18 protein-coding genes are annotated in these 19,524 nt (G+C 55.5%); 10 read left to right on the plus strand and 8 right to left on the minus strand.

Annotated elements, in window-relative coordinates; translation table 11 throughout:
- The first annotated feature begins 226 nt into the window (after positions 1 to 226).
- Complete coding sequence (locus ABLQ08_RS04240; protein WP_352939871.1) at positions 227 to 706, plus strand: Fur family transcriptional regulator; 480 nt, start codon at positions 227 to 229, stop codon at positions 704 to 706.
- An 18-nt stretch (positions 707 to 724) separates the two neighbouring features.
- Here the strand turns inward: ABLQ08_RS04240 and ABLQ08_RS04245 are convergent, their stop codons facing one another.
- The 3 genes from ABLQ08_RS04245 to ABLQ08_RS04255 all read right to left on the minus strand — a co-directional run bounded on the left by ABLQ08_RS04245 (position 725) and on the right by ABLQ08_RS04255 (position 5,871).
- On the minus strand, positions 725 to 1,441 hold the full coding sequence (locus ABLQ08_RS04245; protein ID WP_352939872.1) for a FadR/GntR family transcriptional regulator: 717 nt from the start codon (positions 1,439 to 1,441) through the stop codon (positions 725 to 727).
- A 136-nt stretch (positions 1,442 to 1,577) separates the two neighbouring features.
- Positions 1,578 to 2,492 carry a response regulator gene (locus tag ABLQ08_RS04250; RefSeq protein WP_352939873.1) on the minus strand — a complete coding sequence of 305 codons (915 nt, stop codon included), beginning with the start codon at positions 2,490 to 2,492 and terminating at the stop codon, positions 1,578 to 1,580.
- The gene (locus ABLQ08_RS04255; RefSeq protein WP_352939874.1) at positions 2,482 to 5,871 is read right to left on the minus strand and encodes a hybrid sensor histidine kinase/response regulator; all 3,390 of its coding nucleotides are present in this window, start codon (positions 5,869 to 5,871) and stop codon (positions 2,482 to 2,484) included. Before ABLQ08_RS04255 ends, ABLQ08_RS04250 begins: the two co-directional genes overlap by 11 nt.
- Before the next feature lie 303 nt (positions 5,872 to 6,174).
- Between ABLQ08_RS04255 and urtA the strand changes: the two genes are divergently transcribed.
- The 7 genes from urtA to ABLQ08_RS04290 all read left to right on the plus strand — a co-directional run bounded on the left by urtA (position 6,175) and on the right by ABLQ08_RS04290 (position 14,355).
- Positions 6,175 to 7,458, plus strand: coding sequence for an urea ABC transporter substrate-binding protein (gene urtA / locus ABLQ08_RS04260; protein ID WP_352939875.1), 1,284 nt, complete (start codon positions 6,175 to 6,177; stop codon positions 7,456 to 7,458).
- A gap of 70 nt (positions 7,459 to 7,528) precedes the next feature.
- Positions 7,529 to 9,148, plus strand: a complete 1,620-nt coding sequence (gene urtB, locus ABLQ08_RS04265) for an urea ABC transporter permease subunit UrtB (protein ID WP_352939876.1) — start codon at positions 7,529 to 7,531, stop codon at positions 9,146 to 9,148.
- Positions 9,145 to 10,383 carry an urea ABC transporter permease subunit UrtC gene (gene urtC / locus ABLQ08_RS04270; protein ID WP_352939877.1) on the plus strand — a complete coding sequence of 413 codons (1,239 nt, stop codon included), beginning with the start codon at positions 9,145 to 9,147 and terminating at the stop codon, positions 10,381 to 10,383. The genes urtB and urtC overlap by 4 nt, the downstream gene beginning before the upstream one ends.
- A 3-nt stretch (positions 10,384 to 10,386) precedes the next feature.
- Positions 10,387 to 11,133, plus strand: a complete 747-nt coding sequence (gene urtD, locus ABLQ08_RS04275) for an urea ABC transporter ATP-binding protein UrtD (protein WP_352939878.1) — start codon at positions 10,387 to 10,389, stop codon at positions 11,131 to 11,133.
- Between the two features lie 3 nt (positions 11,134 to 11,136).
- Complete coding sequence (urtE, locus tag ABLQ08_RS04280; protein ID WP_352939879.1) at positions 11,137 to 11,832, plus strand: urea ABC transporter ATP-binding subunit UrtE; 696 nt, start codon at positions 11,137 to 11,139, stop codon at positions 11,830 to 11,832.
- Between the two features lie 185 nt (positions 11,833 to 12,017).
- The gene (locus ABLQ08_RS04285) at positions 12,018 to 13,325 is read left to right on the plus strand and encodes a UDP-glucose dehydrogenase family protein (RefSeq protein WP_352939880.1); all 1,308 of its coding nucleotides are present in this window, start codon (positions 12,018 to 12,020) and stop codon (positions 13,323 to 13,325) included.
- A 277-nt stretch (positions 13,326 to 13,602) separates the two neighbouring features.
- Positions 13,603 to 14,355, plus strand: coding sequence for a sugar transferase (locus tag ABLQ08_RS04290; protein WP_352939881.1), 753 nt, complete (start codon positions 13,603 to 13,605; stop codon positions 14,353 to 14,355).
- Positions 14,356 to 14,392: 37 nt separating this feature from the next.
- Here ABLQ08_RS04290 and aroQ read toward each other — a convergent pair whose 3' ends face one another.
- Positions 14,393 to 14,836 carry a type II 3-dehydroquinate dehydratase gene (aroQ, locus tag ABLQ08_RS04295; RefSeq protein WP_352939882.1) on the minus strand — a complete coding sequence of 148 codons (444 nt, stop codon included), beginning with the start codon at positions 14,834 to 14,836 and terminating at the stop codon, positions 14,393 to 14,395.
- A gap of 201 nt (positions 14,837 to 15,037) precedes the next feature.
- On the opposite strand from aroQ, the gene ABLQ08_RS04300 reads away from it, so the two are divergent.
- Complete coding sequence (locus ABLQ08_RS04300; RefSeq protein WP_352939883.1) at positions 15,038 to 15,256, plus strand: hypothetical protein; 219 nt, start codon at positions 15,038 to 15,040, stop codon at positions 15,254 to 15,256.
- Positions 15,257 to 15,307: 51 nt separating this feature from the next.
- Here the strand turns inward: ABLQ08_RS04300 and ABLQ08_RS04305 are convergent, their stop codons facing one another.
- A complete protein-coding gene (locus ABLQ08_RS04305) occupies positions 15,308 to 15,847 on the minus strand; it encodes a response regulator (protein WP_352939884.1) in 540 nt (179 codons plus the stop codon).
- Between the two features lie 276 nt (positions 15,848 to 16,123).
- Here ABLQ08_RS04305 and ABLQ08_RS04310 point away from each other — a divergent pair, with 276 nt between their 5' ends.
- Entirely contained in the window at positions 16,124 to 16,315 is a 192-nt protein-coding gene (locus tag ABLQ08_RS04310) for a hypothetical protein (protein WP_352939885.1), read from the plus strand.
- 27 nt (positions 16,316 to 16,342) lie between these two features.
- On the opposite strand, the gene ABLQ08_RS04315 is transcribed toward ABLQ08_RS04310, so the two are convergent.
- The 3 genes from ABLQ08_RS04315 to ABLQ08_RS04325 all read right to left on the minus strand — a co-directional run bounded on the left by ABLQ08_RS04315 (position 16,343) and on the right by ABLQ08_RS04325 (position 19,521).
- Positions 16,343 to 17,008 (minus strand): class I SAM-dependent methyltransferase, encoded by a 666-nt coding sequence (locus ABLQ08_RS04315; protein ID WP_352939886.1) that lies wholly within the window; start codon positions 17,006 to 17,008, stop codon positions 16,343 to 16,345.
- 110 nt (positions 17,009 to 17,118) lie between these two features.
- Positions 17,119 to 17,268 carry a cbb3-type cytochrome oxidase assembly protein CcoS gene (gene ccoS, locus ABLQ08_RS04320; RefSeq protein ID WP_352939887.1) on the minus strand — a complete coding sequence of 50 codons (150 nt, stop codon included), beginning with the start codon at positions 17,266 to 17,268 and terminating at the stop codon, positions 17,119 to 17,121.
- A gap of 12 nt (positions 17,269 to 17,280) precedes the next feature.
- Positions 17,281 to 19,521, minus strand: coding sequence for a cation-translocating P-type ATPase (locus ABLQ08_RS04325; protein WP_352939888.1), 2,241 nt, complete (start codon positions 19,519 to 19,521; stop codon positions 17,281 to 17,283).
- Between the last annotated feature and the right edge of the window lie 3 nt (positions 19,522 to 19,524).

Genomic DNA, 19,524 nt, shown 5'->3' on the forward strand with positions numbered 1-19,524 from the left:
TCGCAACTGTCAACCTTATTGCGAATGATTTGCATTATCATGAGTGTCTCAATCCAGTTTGTTGAGAACGTGGCGCCAGCGATTCCGGGCGTTTTGCTCAGTATCACACTCTATTTCCTACTTTTTGCTATTGCAAATCATTTGCAAAAAGATCATCAATATATATGCTCCTCCGCGGGAACCGGTGGAGCAACAAGGTGTTACAGGCATTCAGAGACGGATTGAAATGACCATTCAGTTTGCGGACATCGAAGGAAATTCGAAAGAAACCATCCCGAACCGCCTGCGCACCGCCGGCCTGCGTCCAACGCTTCAACGAAGAGCGGTCGCGGAGTTTCTGCTGCGCGGGCCACATCAGCATGTCGATGCTGCAAAGCTGCATGAGGAAATTTCAGGCAATGGATATCGAATATCGCTTGCAACGATTTACAACACCCTGAACGATTTCGAGAGAGCTGGCCTTTTGCGAAGAATAGCCATTTCCGGCGAACGCACCTGGTTCGACACGGACACGGGCGATCACAGGCACTATTACATTCCAGCGGAGGACAAGGTGTTCGACTGTCCGCCATCCGCGCTGCAACTTGATGTGACACCAAGAGCCCCCAGAGGCTATCGCATCAAAAAGGTTGATGTGGTCATCCACCTGGAAGCAGACACAATGGAAGAAGGCGCAAGAGCCCCTCCTCCCCTACCGGACAATTGATTCCGGATACACCAGGTATCAACCCGGTACTTTATCCGGCACCTGAAGGCGTTCCGCCGCGCCTTGAATATGAGCGGCCATCGCGTCACGCGCGGCCGACTTGTTTCCGTCTTCGACTGCATTCAATATCCGGCGGTGCTCGCTGATTGTCACGTCGAGCAAGTCATCTCTTTCATAGACATCGGAAGTCGCCCTCGTCGTTTCTTTCAGGCGGGAGGAAATATAGTCGATCACGGCAGACAGATAGGTATTGCCCGTCGCTTTGCCGAGCGCTCTGTGAAACCTGGCATCGGCCTCCAGACGCTTTTCATCGAAACCCTTTTGACCATTCATCGCAACGATTGCTGCGTGTAGTTCTTCCAGATCCGTTGCGTTGCGACGCTCCGCAGCAAGTCCGGCAGCTTCAATCTCCAACAGTCCGCGGAGCTCGAACAGGTCAGCATAGTTATCGGATTTCCCCAGAGCCTGAAGGTCAACGCGGAAAGTCTGGCGTTCCGACATCGGCTTGACCATCGCGCCGCGTCCCTGACGGGATTCTATGATCCCGTCGGACCTCAACCGGGCAATTGCTTCGCGAACGACATTGCGGCTCACCCCGAAAGTTTCGGCAAGGCTGTGCTCCGTCGGAAGCGTGTCACCGGGCTTCAGCTCACCATCGGTGATTTTCGCCATGATCTCAGATGCGATCCGATCCGGCAGGAGCGATGACCGACGCATTTGCCGAAACTCTGCCATGATAAGTGTTCCTCCCCGTCCTGCGGCCCTTTGCGGGCGCTCAATCCGGCTTTGTTGCATCCTTAGGCCAAGGCAGAAGCCTTGTCGAGTTTACCCAATCGCACAGTGTAGTTGCCTGATTTTGATCTTCACCTGATCAGAAAGCGTAAATCACTTCTGCTGCTTTGACCGCAGCAGACGTCCGGTTTTCCACTCCAAGCTTGATAAAAACCTGTTCCAGGTGCTTGTTTACCGTCCTTGGCGAAAGCCGCAGGATTTCTCCGATATCCTTGTTGGCCTTGCCTTTGGCGATCCAGGTTAGAACCTCGGCCTCACGTTGTGTCAGGTCGAACCGCCCTCTCAAGGCCTTTTGCTGTTCGGTCTCGTTTTCGGTCATCACCCGGAACAGGTTTTCATCCGGCCCGACCTGTCCCAGGGGATATACCTGCACCCCAAGTTTTTCCGACAAGCCTATTCTGAAGCTCTTGCGCCAGTTCCCGTCGATACCTTGTGCGCCAAGCCACTCGCCCAGCGCACGTCCCAGCCGATACAAGGTTTCGTCTGCCGCTCCGGTTCCGGCCAACAGGTTCTGGATCTGGGGTGTGGACCACAGGACTGTCCCTTCGGACGTGACCGCGACCAGGTGCCGGCCCGCGGCATCCAGCGCGACATGGGCACTCTGGACGGAACGGGCATTTTTCAGATGCACCCTGATCCTCGCTTCGAGCTCGTCCAGATCAATCGGCTTCGTCAGGAAGTCCACACCGCCCGCATCAAGCGCCTTCACGATGTGCTCGGTTTCCGAAAGCCCGGTCATGAAAATCACCGGAATGTGCCTGAGAGTAGAATTTGCCTTGATCCGGGCACAGGTTTCAAACCCGTCCAATCCGGGCATGACGGCGTCCATGAGAATGGTATCGGGAGTCACTTTCATGCAAATTGAAAGTGCAGCGTCACCACTCGTTGCGACAAGGACAGTTATCCCGGACTTCTTCAGTGCCTCGGTTACAAATCCGAGCGTTTCCGGACTGTCATCGACGACCAGAACCGTATCGCGACGTTCATTTGTCATATGTCTCCAATCCCCTCAGAACTTTTCTGTAGGCTTCGAAGTCAAATCGGTTGAGATGGCCATGCAGCGTGTCGGTCAATGGCCGGTTCCGCGGTGTTTCCGCGAGTTCTTTCAGCTTGGCCTCAATTCCCTCCACAAAGCCGATTTCACCAAGCGAAATGAGATCGGCAACGTGCTTTCCGCCGGGCGAGTGGAAGCACTGCGGTTCCAGCGATGCTGCGCCGCTGTCCGTCGGTTTTTCCGCCCACGTTATGCCGAGGTGTTTTTGCAGAAGATCAAGCAGCTGACCGAGGTCGAAGGGCTTTGCCAGAGTGGCATCATGATTGGCCGGACCGGCCGGGCGCAGGGCCTGATCGCCTATGTTTGCGGAAAGCATGACAATGGGCGCACTGACACCATGATTGCGCAGGCCACCAGCCAGCTCCCAGCCATTCATACCCGGCATCAGGATATCTACGAGAAAGAGGTCTGGTTTCAATTGGCCAACCGATGCGAGACAATCAACCCCGCTTGAGGCCTCAACGACTGAGAAACCGAGTGGTTGGAGGATATCTTTCACCAAGGCTCGATGATCGGCATTGTCATCGACTACGGCGATTGTCCGGCGAGGCCCCTCATATCCCCGTACCTGCTTCTCAAGGCGGACGGTGTCCACCGGCCTATCGACAGCTGCCAGCATCAACCGTACTTCAAAGACAGCACCTTTGCCCGGATCGCTGGCCAGGGCAATCGCTCCACCCATTGTTTCTGTCAGAAGCTTGGTAATCGTCAGCCCGAGACCCAAACCGGGCGTTCGTGATCCGTTCGCTGCCTTGCTGCGACCGAACGGTTCAAAGACTTTGGTCTGCTCGTCCAGTGCAATTCCCGGTCCGCTGTCGCTCACCGTGAAACACGCAACCTGCGAGCGGTAGGCCACTTTCAGCGAAACGGTTCCCGTATCGGTGAATTTGATGGCGTTTGACAGCAGATTGACGAGGATCTGACGAAGGCGCTTCTCGTCCGTCCGCACGAAGGTCGGAAGATTTCCCGGTGGTTCGTACTCAAACCTCAGTCCTTTGGCAGAAGCCTGCATCCGGAACATGTCAACGATCTGTTCCAGAAATTCGAGAATGTTGATCTCGTTGGAATAGACCTGCAATCGCCCTGCTTCGATCCGCGAAATGTCGAGAAGCCCGTCGATCAGACCAGAAAGATGTTCCGCACTGCGCCGGATGGTGCTGACCGCAGGCCTTCGGGCCACCGGCAGCGTTTCATCCCGCTCAAGGATCTGCGCATATCCCATCACCGCGTTGAGCGGTGTTCTGAGTTCGTGACTTAACCCGACAACATAACGACTCTTTGCGAGGTTGGCCGCCTCCGCATCTTCCTTGGCCTTTTGAAGTGCCGTATCGGTAACGCCATGCGCATCGATCTCCCTTTGCAGGAGGGCATTCTGCCGGACGGATTCTTCTTCGGCGACACGCCGCGTATCATGCGCAAGAACAAGAAACCAGCATGCGACACCCGCAACGATCGCAAAGACGAAGAAGATCAGAGAAACGGTTTGTCCGATGATCCCTGTCGGATCTCCCAACCGGTTCGCCGCCTGCGCATAGATGACCAGAAGCGTCAACCCGATGCCGGCAACCGAGAACATGGAGGCCAGAGAATATCGCCCGAGACGGGTGCGAAACCATGCAAGAACACTTTCCGGCAGAAGCAGGCTCGCCACTGTTCCGATTTGATGGGAAATTCTCGCTTTCTGCTTACATGAATCGTGACAGCGTGCGTCCAGCGAGCAGCACAGTGAACAGATCGGGGCCTGATAGGCCGGGCAATAAGCCATGTCCTCAGGCTCAAACGGATTTTCGCAAATGGAACAACAAATCTGTGCTTCCCGCTGCCAATTCTGGCGGGGTTTGCGGGCGAGATAAAACCTTCCGCCTGTCGCATAGGCGATCAGGGGCGCCGTAACAAAGGCAAGCCCCATAGCCAGGAATGTCGCAAGGGCGGCAGCCTCGTCGCCAAACCGGTCAAAATGAGCAGCAAGCGCAACCGCAGTTGCAAGAAACATCGCCCCGGTGCCGACGGGATTGATGTCGAACAGATGAGCCCGTTTGAACTCAATTCCCGGCGGTGACAGGCCAAGTGGCTTGTTGATAAAGAGGTCCGCCGATATGGCCGAGAGCCAGGCCATCGCGATGATGGAAAACACTCCGAGCGTTTCCTCAAGCAACCGATAGATGCCGAGTTCCATAAGCAGCAGCGCGATCCCGACATTGAACACCAGCCAGACCACCCGTCCCGGGTGGGAATGTGTCAACCGCGAAAAGAAATTCGACCAGGCGAGCGACCCGGCATAGGCGTTCATTACATTGATCTTGAGCTGTGCAACGACCACGAATGCAGCCATCAACAGCAAGACAATCGTCTCGTTCGGGATCATGTAGCCGAAGGCGATCGCATACATGCGTGAGGGCTCATCCGCATGTTCCACCGGCACCGCGTGAGAGAGAACCAGAACGGCAAGAAAGGAGCCGGCAATCATCTTCGGCGCTCCGAGAACGACCCAGCCGGGGCCGGCCAGAAAGAGAGCCAGGCGATGACGCCGTCCCGCAAAATCCTGTGCCGGCAAGAAGCGCAGAAAGTCGACCTGTTCGCCAATTTGCGCCATCAGCGCCAGAATGACCGCCGATGCCGCTCCGAAACCCACAAGACTGACGCTGCTCCAACCTCCCGGTTCGAGGCTTGGGGTCTGCGTTAATGGATCGATACCGGAAAACGTCAGCCAGTTACCGACGGACTGCCAGTCGGTAAAGGCGATGAAGACAAATGGCAGAATGTTCAGGATGATCCAGAATGGTTGGGTTGCCAGTTGGAAACGGCTGATCCAGGTTATGCCGTGAGTTACCAGCGGAATGACAGCCACGGCGCTGATAATGTAACCAAGCCAGAGCGGAATGCCGAAAGCGAATTCCAGCGCACTCGACATGATCGACGCTTCAATCGCAAACAGGATGAAGGTGAAACTGGCATAGATCAGCGAAGTCACCGTCGATCCGATGTATCCGAAACCGGCGCCGCGTGTGAGAAGATCGATATCGACGCCGTAACGCATTGCGTAACGGCTGATTGGCAATCCAATGACAAGCAGCACGAGACTGCCGACCATGATGGCCAGAAACGCATTTGCCGTTCCGTGCGATAGAGTGATTGCGCCACCTATCGCTTCCAGCGCCAAAAAGGAAATCGCACCGATTGCCGTTTGAGATATCGCGCGTGAAGAGAACCTGCGCGCGCTCTTTGCGGTAAAGCGCAAGGCATAGTCTTCCAGGGTCTGGTTATTGACCCATTTGTTGTACCGGCGGCGGATCGGCAGAATGCGTTGGCGGGCATTCATTTCGACACCCCTTCCCGCCACACCTTTATCAACGCCGCCTCATTTCGCATCATTTGCCCACTATTGCGGCAATGCCCTGACGTCATTGCCGGCATTTCCACCCGATTTTTCTTTTGAAGGTTGTCTCAGCACATTTCGTGCCGAACGGACATCAACGATCGAAAAGTCCCCCGAAGCCGCACTACGTCAATTGACGTATGTTGCAGCGCAGCGTTTCCGTCGCACCATCGTTTCCCGACGGCGGCAAGCCTTCCAGCCGCCTTTCACCGGCCGGGACCCGGTGACGCAAAAAGGGGAACTCGCATGAAAAAGACCTTCACCAAACTCGCTCTTGCTGGCTTGATGGCCTCCACCATGATCGGTGGCGCCGCTGCCGAGGACACGATCAAAGTCGGCATCCTGCACTCACTTTCCGGCACAATGGCGATTTCGGAAACAACCCTCAAAGACGCGATGCTGATGCTCATCGAAGAGCAGAACAAAAAAGGCGGCCTGCTTGGCAAGAAACTCGAAGCTGTCGTTGTCGACCCCGCGTCGGACTGGCCGCTTTTCGCTGAAAAGGCTCGTGAGCTGATCGAGGTCAACGGCGTGGACGCGGTCTTCGGCTGCTGGACTTCCGTGTCCCGCAAATCCGTTCTGCCGGTGTTTGAAGAACTTAACTCCCTGCTGTTCTACCCGGTCCAGTATGAGGGTGAAGAGTCACAGCGCAATGTCTTCTATACGGGTGCCGCCCCGAACCAGCAGGCTATCCCGGCTGTCGACTACCTGATGAACGAGGAAGGTGTCGAGCGTTGGGTGCTGGCGGGCACCGATTATGTCTATCCGCGCACGACCAACAAGATTCTGGAAGCCTACCTGAAATCCAAGGGCGTGGCTGAAGAAGATATCATGATCAACTACACGCCGTTTGGTCATTCCGACTGGCAGACGATCGTGTCCGACATCAAGGCGTTCGGTTCTGCCGGCAAGAAAACCGCGGTTGTCTCCACCATCAACGGCGATGCCAACGTTCCATTCTACAAGGAGCTTGGGAATGCCGGCATCAAGGCTGAAGACATTCCGGTTGTTGCTTTCTCCGTCGGAGAAGAAGAACTTGCCGGCCTCGATACGGCTCCGCTCGTCGGACACCTTGCCGCCTGGAACTACTTCCAGTCCGCGGACACCGATGCCAACGCCGAATTCATCGAAACCTGGCAGGCCTTTGTCGGTGATGAAGACCGTGTGACCAACGATCCGATGGAGGCCCATTTCATTGGCTTCAACATGTGGGTTGAAGCGGTCGAGAAAGCAGGCACCACCGACCCTGACGCGGTCATCGATGCCATTGTCGGCGTGACGGTGCCGAACCTGACTGGCGGTTATTCCGCAATGATGCCCAACCACCACATCACCAAGCCGGTCCTGATTGGAGAGATCCAGGAAGACGGTCAATTCGAAACCGTATGGGAAACGTCCGGCCTCGTCGTTGGCGATGCCTGGTCCGACTATCTCGAAGGTTCCAAAGACCTGATTTCAGACTGGCGCGCACCGATGTCCTGCGGAAACTTCAACACCGCAACGGGCAAGTGCGGCGGTTCAGGTTCCTAAGGTCCGCGAAAGAGTTGGGCCGGGCAAACGCAAGCCCGGCCCTTTCTGATTTTCCAAACCCGGTGGGCCAATGTCCTTCTTGAAATCGCTCCTTGTGTATCTTTGCCTGCTGTCGGCCCTGGCCGCACCGGTGGCTGCGCAATCGGATCCGGATACTCTTCGCCAGTTGGTCAACGAGTTGGCAAAGGGAAAATACGCCGAGACCGAACAACAGATCGAAGCCCTCGTCGCAACCGGCGACCCCATTGTCGCTCCAGCACTGGAAGCGCTTGGGGCTGGAAGTCTCTATTTCCGCAAGTCGGATGGTGCAGTCTTCATCTCGCAAAAATCCGGAAAATCCTTTGCCCTCACGGACCCGCTGACCCTTGAAGCAGCAGGCGAAGCCGGCAAACGCGAAGTCAAGAAGATCAAGGTAAACAACAAACTGAGACGGGTCGTTCGTGCGGCACTCGGTTCGCTTACCTTGATGGCTCCGGCGCCGGAGGTGAGAAAGGCTGCCGCCACTGCCATGTTCAAGGCCAGAAAGCCTGACAGCATCGAAGCACTAGACGCCGCTATCGCGGTCGAGACCGACGATAGCGTTCGCCTGATCATGGAGCAGGCTCGCGCGGCAGCTGTTCTGAGTTCAAGCTCCAGTGAGGCGGACAAGCTGGATGCGATCAATACACTTGCCGCCATGGGCGACAGAGAAGCGCTGTCCTTGCTGATAGGCGTTCAACATGCCTCCGAAGGTGCTGTTCGCGATGCAGCTAACCGTGCCGTAGCAAAAATCGAAAAATCTCTCGCCGCCTGGGATACGGCTCAGAATGTCTGGTATGGCCTCTCACTCGGCTCCGTCCTTTTGCTCGCGGCCATCGGACTTGCCATCACGTTCGGCGTGATGGGTGTCATCAATATGGCGCATGGCGAGATGGTGATGATCGGTGCCTACACGACCTTTGTCGTGCAGGAACTGATCCGAACTTCCGCGCCTGGGCTTTTTGAATATTCCCTGTTCATCGCCTTGCCGCTCGCTTTCCTTGCAGCGGGTCTCATCGGCATCGGGATCGAACGCGGCGTGATCCGATGGCTTTACGGACGTCCACTGGAAACATTGTTGGCCACATGGGGCATCTCGCTGATCCTGCAACAGGCGGTGCGTTCGATTTTTGGGCCAACCAACCGGGAAGTCGGCAATCCCGACTGGATGTCAGGTGCTTTCGACCTCGGTCAAATGACCATCACCTATAACCGGATGTGGATCATCGTTTTCGCGCTGCTGGTCTTTGCCGGATTGATGCTGGTTCTCAAGAAGACACCATTCGGGCTCTACACCCGTGCTGTTACGCAGAACCGGCGCATGGCGGCATCCATGGGGATCCGTACTCCGTGGATCGACGCGCTCACCTTTGGTCTCGGGTCAGGGATTGCCGGGATCGCCGGCGTAGCACTCTCTCAAATCGACAACGTCTCACCCAATCTTGGTCAAGGTTACATCATCGACAGTTTCATGGTGGTCGTATTCGGCGGTGTCGGAAACCTTTGGGGCACGCTGGTCGGGGCCATGACGCTCGGTATCGTCAACAAGTTCCTTGAACCTTATGCCGGCGCCGTTCTCGGCAAGATCTTTGTGCTCGTCTTCATCATTCTCTTTATTCAAAAGCGTCCGCGGGGGCTGTTCGCCCTCAAGGGCCGGGCAGTTGAAGCATGATGTCCTCGTTCCTCTTCCGCGCAATGGATGCGCGCGCCGGAATCTTCCTCGCGATCCTTGGAGCTGCGATCATTCTGGTGCCTGCAGGCAATCTGCTGGTTCCGGAAAGCTCATCTTTCCATGTGCCGACCTACGCGGTCACACTGATGGGCAAATACCTGACCTATGCACTGCTTGCGCTCGCGGTCGATCTCGTCTGGGGCTATTGCGGTATTCTTTCACTGGGTCATGCTGCCTTCTTCGCACTCGGCGGCTACGCCATGGGCATGTACCTGATGCGTCAGATCGGAACACGGGGTGTCTATGGCGATCCCGTTCTGCCGGATTTCATGGTCTTCCTGAACTGGCAGGACCTGCCGTGGTACTGGTACGGCTTCGACATGTTCTGGTTCGCCGCACTGATGATCCTGCTCGTGCCCGGCGCATTGGCCTTTGTCTTCGGCTGGTTCGCGTTCCGCTCTCGGGTCACAGGCGTATACCTCTCGATTATCACGCAGGCCCTCACGTATGCGCTCTTGCTGGCCTTTTTCCGCAACGACATGGGATTTGGCGGCAATAACGGTCTGACGGACTTCAAGGACATCCTGGGCTTCGATATTCAAGCCGGCACGACCCGAGCCGGGCTGTTCGCAGCTTCAGGCCTTGCACTTGCCATTTGTTTTCTCATCTGCCGCGCCGTCACTCGTTCCAAGCTTGGCAAAGTTCTTGTTGCCGTACGCGACGCCGAAAGCCGAACCCGGTTCCTGGGATATCGCGTGGAGCATTACAAGCTGTTCGTGTGGACCCTGTCTGCCATGATGGCAGGCATCGCAGGTGCGCTTTACGTTCCGCAGGTCGGCATCATCAATCCGGGCGAGTTCGCGCCTGCCAACTCCATTGAGGTGGTCATCTGGGTTGCTGTTGGTGGGCGCGCAACGCTGGTGGGCGCCGTATTGGGAGCCGTGTTGGTAAACTTTGCCAAAACCTGGTTCACCGCTGCTTTGCCTGATATCTGGCTCTTTGCCCTTGGTGGCCTCTTCGTCCTGGTCACCCTGTTCCTGCCAAAGGGTATAGTTGGAACCGTCAGCGCTGGCTGGGCAGCCTTGAAAGCGCGCAAAATATCTGCGGCATACGAAGCCGGGTCAGACGTGCCTCCCGCATCTACACCACAATCACCTGCCGCCCCGGCCAATCTGGTCGAGCCCACCCCATCTTCCAATACCCCGGGGCCCACCGCCCCCCAGCCTGCGGAGTGAATGATGGCCAGAGCCACCAGCCTTCTTTATCTCGACGGGGTGTCTGTCTCCTTTGATGGCTTCAAAGCCCTGAACGAATTGTCGCTCACCATTGCTCCTGGTGAAATGCGTGCAATCATCGGTCCGAACGGGGCCGGCAAGACCACCATGATGGATGTAATTACCGGCAAGACCCGTCCGGATAGTGGAGATGTCTATTTCAATGGGGCAGTCGACCTGACCGGTGAAGACGAAGCTTCCATTGTCGAGCTCGGTATCGGGCGAAAATTTCAGAAACCGACAGTTTTTGAAAGCCACACGGTTTGGGACAATCTGGAACTGGCACTCAAGGCCCCGAGAGGCCCGTTTGCGACGCTCTTCCACGTCATCGCAAACTCTGAGAAGAAACGCATCGACTACCTTCTGGATCTCATTCGTCTCGGCAAAAAACGTCATGAATTGGCCGCCAATCTCAGCCACGGCCAGAAGCAATGGCTGGAAATCGGCATGCTGCTGGCACAGGATCCGAAACTGCTGCTGGTCGACGAACCGGCGGCCGGTATGACCGACGCTGAGACTGCGGAAACCGCTGACCTTCTCAAGGACATCGCACAGGACCATTCCGTTGTCGTCGTTGAACATGACATGGTTTTTGTGCGTTCGCTCGGCGTCAAGGTCACCGTTCTGCACGAAGGATCTGTCCTGGCCGAAGGGTCCCTCGATCATGTGTCCGCGGATGAGCGGGTTGTTGAAGTCTATCTGGGACGCTGAACCATGCTGAAAGTTGAAAACGTCGACCTGTACTATGGAGCTGCACAGGCCTTGAAATCCGTTTCGCTGACTGCGGAAATCGGCAAGGTCACCTGTCTGCTGGGTCGTAACGGTGTCGGCAAGACTTCAACCTTGCGTGCCGTTGCAGGCCAGCACGGCATCAGTCACGGAAAAATACTCTGGGACGGTGAAGACATTTCCACTCTTGCCCCCTATGCCCGCGCGAAAAAGGGCATTGCCGTCGTTCCGCAAGGCCGCGAGATCTTCCCACTGCTTTCCGTCAAGGAAAATCTTGAAACAGGATATGCCCCGTTAAAGCGGGCGGATCGCAGAATTCCCGATACGATCTTTGATCTCTTCCCTGTCCTGAAGGATATGCTCGGACGGCGCGGAGGCGATCTCTCCGGGGGACAGCAGCAACAACTCGCCATCGCGCGCGCCCTGGTCACGCGACCTCGCTTGCTGGTGCTGGACGAACCGACCGAGGGTATTCAGCCGTCGATCATCAAGGATATCGGCAAGGCGATCGCCTGGTTACGCGATCAAGGCTCCATGGCGATCGTACTCGTGGAACAGTATTTCGAGTTCGCCCGTGATCTGGCAGATGACTACGCGGTCATGGACAGGGGCGAAATCGTTCTTTCCGGCAAGGGCACTAATCTCTCAGAAGTCGAGGTGCGACGGTTTCTGACGGTATGATCTCCAAATCCAGAACAGCCAGCGCAGGATCCGGAAACGCGGCAATCTGCGCAGGTCAAAGGACCGATGAGGGTAGCAATCGGCTTGTCAGTCGTGTTAGGGGCTGTGCAGCTTGAAAGCTGTCTGAAAACGAGACCTTTAAGTCCCAATTGTTCGGGACACCTGTTTAGGAACTGGAATTCAAAATGCGCGTTGCAATGATTGGGACCGGCTATGTCGGTCTGGTTTCCGGAACATGTTTTGCCGATTTTGGTCACGTGGTGACCTGCATTGACAAAGACGCGACAAAAATCGACGCCTTGAACAACGGCGAGATCCCGATCTACGAACCGGGTCTGCAGGAACTCGTCGCCAAGAACGTTGAGGAAGAAAGGCTCTTTTTCACGACTGACCCGGCCGAGGCCATCAGACAGGCGGACGCGGTCTTCATTGCAGTCGGCACACCAACCCGACGCGGCGACGGCCATGCAGACCTTTCCTACGTTTACGCGGCCGCAGAAGAAATTGCCGGACTGATCGACGGTTTCACCGTTGTCGTGACGAAGTCGACCGTTCCAGTGGGAACAGGTGATGAAGTTGAAGCCATCATTCGGAAAACAAATCCGGATGCGGATTTTGCCGTTGTTTCCAATCCGGAATTCCTGCGCGAAGGAGCCGCCATCAACGACTTCAAACGCCCGGACCGGGTTGTCGTCGGCACCGAAAGCTCTCAAGCGGTTGAAGTCATGCAGGAACTTTACCGCCCGCTTTACCTCAACGAAACGCCGATCATCGTCACCAAACGGCGAACATCAGAGCTGATCAAATATGCGGCGAATGCCTTCCTTGCAGTGAAGATCACTTTCATCAACGAAATTGCCGACTTGTGCGAAAAGGTCGGTGCAAACGTTCAGGAAATCTCCCGGGGCATCGGCCTCGACAACCGCATCGGCGGCAAGTTTCTGCATGCCGGACCCGGATATGGAGGTTCCTGTTTTCCCAAGGACACGCTCGCGCTTTCAAAAATCGCTGCAGATGCCAACACCGGCCTGAAGATCGTTGACTCCGTGATCGAAGTGAATGCGGCGCGGAAGAAGAAGATGGCTCAAAAGATCATCGATTTCATGGATGGCGACGTCAACGGCAAAACAATTGCGTTGCTCGGACTTGCCTTCAAACCGAACACCGACGATATGCGCGATGCTCCCAGCATCGACATTGTCGAAAAGCTTCAGGAAGCTGGTGCCAAGCTCCGTGCGTACGACCCGGCCAGCATGGAAGAAGCCAGCAAGGTCATGTCCGGCGTTCTCTTCTGTGACGGTCCCTATCACGCAATTGAAAATGCGGATGTGGTCGTCATTGTGACCGAGTGGGACCAGTTCCGCGCACTTGATCTTGAACGTGTCAAATCTCTGGTCAAGGATCCGAAGGTCGTCGACCTTCGGAATATTTACAAGCCAGATTACATGACCGGTCAGGGCTTTGAATATGAAAGCGTTGGCCGCAGCTACTAGGCTGGTGAAACAGCTTCATTCCATGCCTCTTCAAACAGCGCCGGACAGAACCCTGCCCGGCGTATTGCTGTCTGGAATTACAAATATTTAACTTCCCCAGACTGTCGGCAAAGTTGCATACCGCCTCTTCAAATGGTAACCGATTTGTTAACAGGCAAAGTTTTTCGAGTTTGATTAACCACTTATTAACTAATCCGTAGCGTAAGCGGCAACAACTCAATAAGATTAAGTCCGCACATTCTCATACGCACGCGTCATGAGTTGAGGCTGGGAAAGCTTGGCAAACAAGACAGGCACATATGCAGCTGAAAATAGCCACCGGCAAGTCGTCGCGCTTGCTGAATATGTTGAGTGGCGGCGGAAACTGCGTCGAAAGAGCATCGTTTTCAGCACTCCCCTGATCGAGGATCAGACAACAAGGCAGAAGCTGGAAGACTTTCTCAAACGAACGCTGGATATTGCAGGTGCCTCCGTGGGGTTGGTGCTCCTGTTTCCTCTCCTGGCAGCGATTGCGGTTGCAATCAAGTTGACGAGCCCTGGACCGGTCTTTTTTCGTCAGCAAAGAATTGGATTGAACGGAACGCTCTTCACGATCCTGAAGTTCAGAACGATGCACATGCACATGTGCGATACTTCAGGTGTTCTTCAAACTGTTACCGATGACCCGCGCGTTACCCGGATCGGGCGTTTTCTCCGAAAGAGCAATTTCGATGAACTGCCTCAGCTGATCAACGTCCTTATTGGGGAAATGTCCCTGGTCGGGCCCCGTCCTCATGTTCCGAGAATGCTTGCCGCCGGTGTTCCGTATGAAGAGTTCGATCGACGTTACATGGACCGCCATGTAGTGCGACCAGGCATTACCGGACTCGCACAGGTCAATGGTTGCCGCGGCGAAACCAATACGGAACTGTCCGCCCGTATGCGCCTTGAATACGATCTCATCTATATCCAGGCGCGGTCAATCGCAGTCGACATAACCGTTTTATACCAAACGATAATAAGAGAATTCTTCAGGGGAAACGGGTACTGACGGGCAGAGGCAACAACAGTTAGCCATGTTCCCGTGCTCAGTCGCCTTTCAGCAATGTCGCGATACGTTTTAGAGCCAGCAGGTATCCTTGCGTGCCGCAGCCGGCGATGACACCGTCTGCGCGGGCCGACACGTAGGAATGGTGCCGGAAGCTCTCGCGTTTGTGTATGTTTGAAATGTGCACTTCAATTATCGGAAAAGTGCAGGCATTCAACGCATCCAGGATGGCAACAGACGTATGCGAATAGGCTGCGGGATTGATAATGATACCGCTAGCTGCTTCTCTCGCTTCCTGCACCCAGTCAACCAGCTGATGCTCGGCATTGCTTTGGCGAAACTCGATCTGCAAACCAAGTTCACCAGCCTCCTCTTCGCAGAGCTGGCATACGTCATCCAACGTCTGGTAACCGTAGATCTCCGGCTCCCGCTTTCCCAGAAGGTTCAGGTTCGGTCCGTTTAGGATATGGATGACTTTGGCCATGAATAAACTTCCTCATACTACCGGGCCAGCATGTAACCGAAGCGGGCATATTGCCAGCAATTCAGCTACTTGAGGGCAAAAAAGTTTGTGGAGATCAAAGGTGGAAAAGAGCAAGATGTCACACCTGCTTGCACTTGTCAGATTTACGTACTATTAACTATAAACTTCCAAAGTGAAAGAAAATCAATTTAGCGGATGACGATGATCAAGCTGCGTGAACGGCTGGACACATTTGAAGCACTGATGGCAGCGATAGACGGCTATCAGCATCTTCCGATTGATGTTCTTTCCCAATTCCTGCTGGACCACTACACGGTGGATCTGGATGTGCTGGCAGAGTTTGCAGATAACCTGGAAGCAAATGCCACGGCGGCTGCACAAGGCAATCCGCAATCAGTTGGATCAATCGCCGCAGCGTAATCTGCATACCGCATTGAATCCGCCAACACTTTTCGAAAATACATCGTCAGCTTAGCCGATCGCAGTGACGTTCTCAGCGCCCTCTTCGCCCTGCCCGCCTTGTTCAGGCGGTTGACCGGGGCCACCCTGCCAGATTTTCTGCCTGTTGCGAATTTCGCGAGGGGCCGGGCCAAAATAGGTCGCTGTCTTGATGAAGTCGCGCGGATGCAGGATCACACTCGATACCCGCTGGTAGAGCGATTTGGCCGAGATCGGTTTGGACAGAAGCTCATGAACACCGAGACGGCGCGCTTCAACAATCCGGCTGCGCTCGGTATGCGCTGTGACCATGATGATCGGTATATAGGCAAAGGGATTGTTGGGACTGCGGATCATGCGCACCATGTCCGCCCCGTCCAGAATGGGCATGACCCAGTCCAGAATAAGGATATCCGGGTTCGCACGGTCCATCGCCTCGAGACCGGATGCTCCGTCCTCGGCTTCCACAATGCGGCGTGCGCCGAAGCCCTGCAGCATCGTGCGCAGGATCGTCCGCATGTAAGCACTGTCTTCAACCAGCAAAAATGTCAGAGAGGCAAGATCCAGGCTCACCTAATCCTCCTTGTTTCCCCAAAGTCTTGACATGAAAGTCTGAACAATGAGTTAGCCCGCACACGCGTCTGCTTCCTTCATCGTTGCACCACATATTCTCATGCGGTCCCCATCGCCTCAACACAGCGTTTACCCGACGACCGGATATTCGGCGCTCGGTTTCACACCTTGGTAATGTTGCGGTGAATTAACTTTTTCTCCGCTATTCAATTAACGGGACTTTCAGGGGTGCTACCTCATGTTGCCGCCACAACAAAAACAAAAACCGAGGCTCCTGTGCCAACATTTGCAAGACCCAGTTTTCATCAGGCTGAACATGTCGACGAGGAAGATATCTTCTCGTTCGACAACGCCCAGCCACACACAGGCTTCGCTGAATTTCTGCGCGAAAATGCTCTGTTGGTTTCGGGCGTCGGCCTTGTCCTGATCGCCGTGTGCATGGCAATTTCGGCCGTTCCCGGGATTTAGGCACGTCCGGTCATTCCCGGAAAGGCTCTAGACGGGTTCGCTTGCCGAAAACAGCGCCACACAACCCATCATTTCGATGTCCACGTTCCTGAACCGACGGGACAATTCTGTTTCCAGCCCTTCTTGCGTATCGTTCTCATTCGAGAAGACACCTTTGCCGTTGTAGATCCGCATGAGTTTGCGGGCCAGCGCCGAACGGGGTGCGTTTCCTTGCAGGATGGTCGCCCCGAAAAGAGTTCCACTTTCGGCGAGATGAGGCTTTAGGTGATCAAATAGAACCGACTTTTCGCTCATCGTCCCCGGCAGACAATGCAGCAGATAGTTCAATCCGATAGAGCGAAACGACCCAAGTGCTTCCGGCCAGAGAATGAGAGCGTCTGCCTGAACTGAAATGGGATCATATCTTGCGATCCTCGAGGCGGCCTTCTGAAGGCAGAGCTCGTTCGGGTCCATGAGCGTCACTTTCGGTGCAGAAACCGGAAACCTGGCCTTATCGAGAAAATAGCCGGTGCCAACCCCGATATCCAAGTGGTCCTCTGAAAGGTTCCGATTGTAGAGCGCTGTCAGGAATTCGCTTGGACACCGCCAGATGAAGCGGTTTGAAAGTCCGAGAACAAGAGCGTCATAAATGGCCAGCGACGCCTTTGAATAGACCGCGTAGCCGGGCTTGTTCGCCTCGGGAAACCGCTCCATACGAATTCTCCCTCGTAAAATTCACAATAAGAGCGGTAGGTCACGGCACGCGTGCCTGTCAAGAAAACTTACGTCTGTTTGCACCAAAGGTTTGAGATCATTCCGGAAAGTCAGTCCGGCAGATCATCATCATCCAGAATGCGCCATTTGGCGCCTTCAAGATCGTCATATTGACCGCTCTTCAGCGACCAGAGGAAGGCGACCAGCCCCAGTCCACCCAGAAACAATGCGATCGGGATCAGGTAAATCAACACGTCCATGAACGATTATCCTCACGGCTCCCGATTTGAGTAGTCTTTAGAACCAGAAGGCAGGCTCCGGTTAACTTCTCCCCAGCGCAGTTTCAAGGCATTTGCTGTCACAGCAAGTGAAGAAGCAGACATAGCGACCGCCGCCATGAGCGGCGTTACAAAGCCGGCGACGGCAATCGGTACGGCTATGACATTGTAAAGTGCCGAAATCCAGAGGTTCTGCTCAATGGCAGCCCGCGCTTTCCTCGAAAGCCGAAGGGCATCAGCAACCGGCATGAGTTTTTCGCCGAGAAACACTGCATCGGCTGCGGCCTGGCTGAGATGGACAGCCGAAACCGGAGACAAAGACACATGCGCGCCAGCAAGAGCCGGTGCATCATTAAGGCCGTCTCCGACCATCAACACCTTCCTGCCCTGACGCTGCAATTCTTCCAGGCGCGCTATCTTCTGCGCAGGCTTCATACCGGCACGCCAATCTGCAACCTCAAGCGTTTCGGCACAATCCCTGACAGCGGGCTCAGTATCACCGGACAGGATCTCAAGCTTATACCCCTGTTCGGTGAGAAGCCTGACAACCTCTCCGGCATCCGGGCGAAGGCGCTGACGGAATGCAAGCAGTCGGACGGGCTTGTCACCGTATCGAATTGCAAGCAATGAAGCTCCAGGTGTGGCTTTCAATGCCTGCTCGATGTCTTCCTGTCCGGCACCGCAATAAAGCGGGCTACCCAGACGAAACACTTCGCCATTGACGATTGTTTCCAGACCAGCACCGGAAACTTCTGCCACATTGGGCAGGGGAACCAGCGCTCCGGTTGCCTTCACCAGCGCTGCCGATAGCGGATGACGGCTTGCGAGTGCAAGGCGGCCGGCCAGATTGATCAGCTCGTCATCGGCGTTCAGAGATCCGCAAAGATCGGGCTCGGCAAGCGTGAGCGTGCCGGTCTTGTCGAAGAGGATGGTGTCGATATCCGACAACCGTTCGATGGCGTCCCCTGAGTTCAACAAGATACCGCTTCTGAACAGCTGCCCAGAAGCAACAACCTGAACTGCGGGAACGGCCAGACCCAAAGCACATGGACAGGTGATGATCAATACGGAGATGGAAATCACCAGAGCCGGTTGCCATGACAATCCGGCGAGCAGCCAGCCCAGGAAAGTCAGTGCAGCTGCACCGTGCACCAAGGGCGCATATAGACGCGCTGCACGATCTGCGATGCGGACATATTTCGATTTCGCCTGGGAAGCAGCTTCCAGCAACCGGTTGACTTCGTCCAGCAAAGTTGCCCCTGAAGCAGCCTCAACGCGCACTTGAAGGGCCCCTGCCCCGTTCAGAGTGCCGGCATAAACACGTTGCCCGGGTTTTACCGGAACCAGAACGCTCTCGCCGGTGACGAGGCTCTGATCGATTTCCGACTGGCCCGTTTCCACGACACCATCGATCGGAACCCGCTCACCGCCCGACACCAGCACAAGATCGCCTGAGTTGACCTTGGAAAGCGGAACTTCCCGCACCGTCCCATCAGGATTGATCCTGGCGGCAACTTCCGCCTTCAGCGCAGCGATGTTTTCGGCGAACGAACGCGTGCGTCCGCGCATGTTGTGATCGAGGTAGCGGCCGACGAGCAAAAAGAACAGCAGCATCACCGCCGATTCAAAATAGGCATGATGCTGATGCTGCAAGGTTTGAACGACTGATAGGGCAACGGCCAGAAACACGCCGATGACAATCGGAACGTCCATGTTCAGGCGCCCGGCAGCGAGGGCGTTGAAAGCGCTCTTGACAAAAGGACGCCCGGCATAGGCAACCGTCGGCAAGGCGATCAACGCCGAAAGCCAATGGAAGAAATCCCTGGTTTCCGGCGTGATATCGGTAGCATTGCCCGACCACACCGACACCGACAGAAGCATGATGTTCATGCCGGCAAAGCCCGCAACGGCAAGACAGCGCAACAACTGCTTGCCGGTCTTGTCCTGACGTTCCTTCTGACTCGCAGGATCAAAGGGATGCGCGGTATATCCAAGACGCGCCAGTTCGGACACGATTTCATCGGCGCCAGTCTGGTCTTCAACCCAGTCCACGGCCAGGCGGTGACTTGTCAGGTTAACCCGCGCGGTCCGGATACCCGGCAGACGTTTCAAACCGCGTTCGATCTCCCCCATGCACGCAGCACAGGTGATCCCGTCAACGGCGAGGTCCATGTGAACCGCGCCGTCTTTTCCGGGTGTGACAAATGCGTGCCAATCGCGCTGATGAACCGTCACGGC

Source organism: Roseibium sp. SCP14, assembly GCF_040329475.1.
In the GTDB taxonomy this organism is placed as follows: Bacteria; Pseudomonadota; Alphaproteobacteria; order Rhizobiales; family Stappiaceae; genus Roseibium.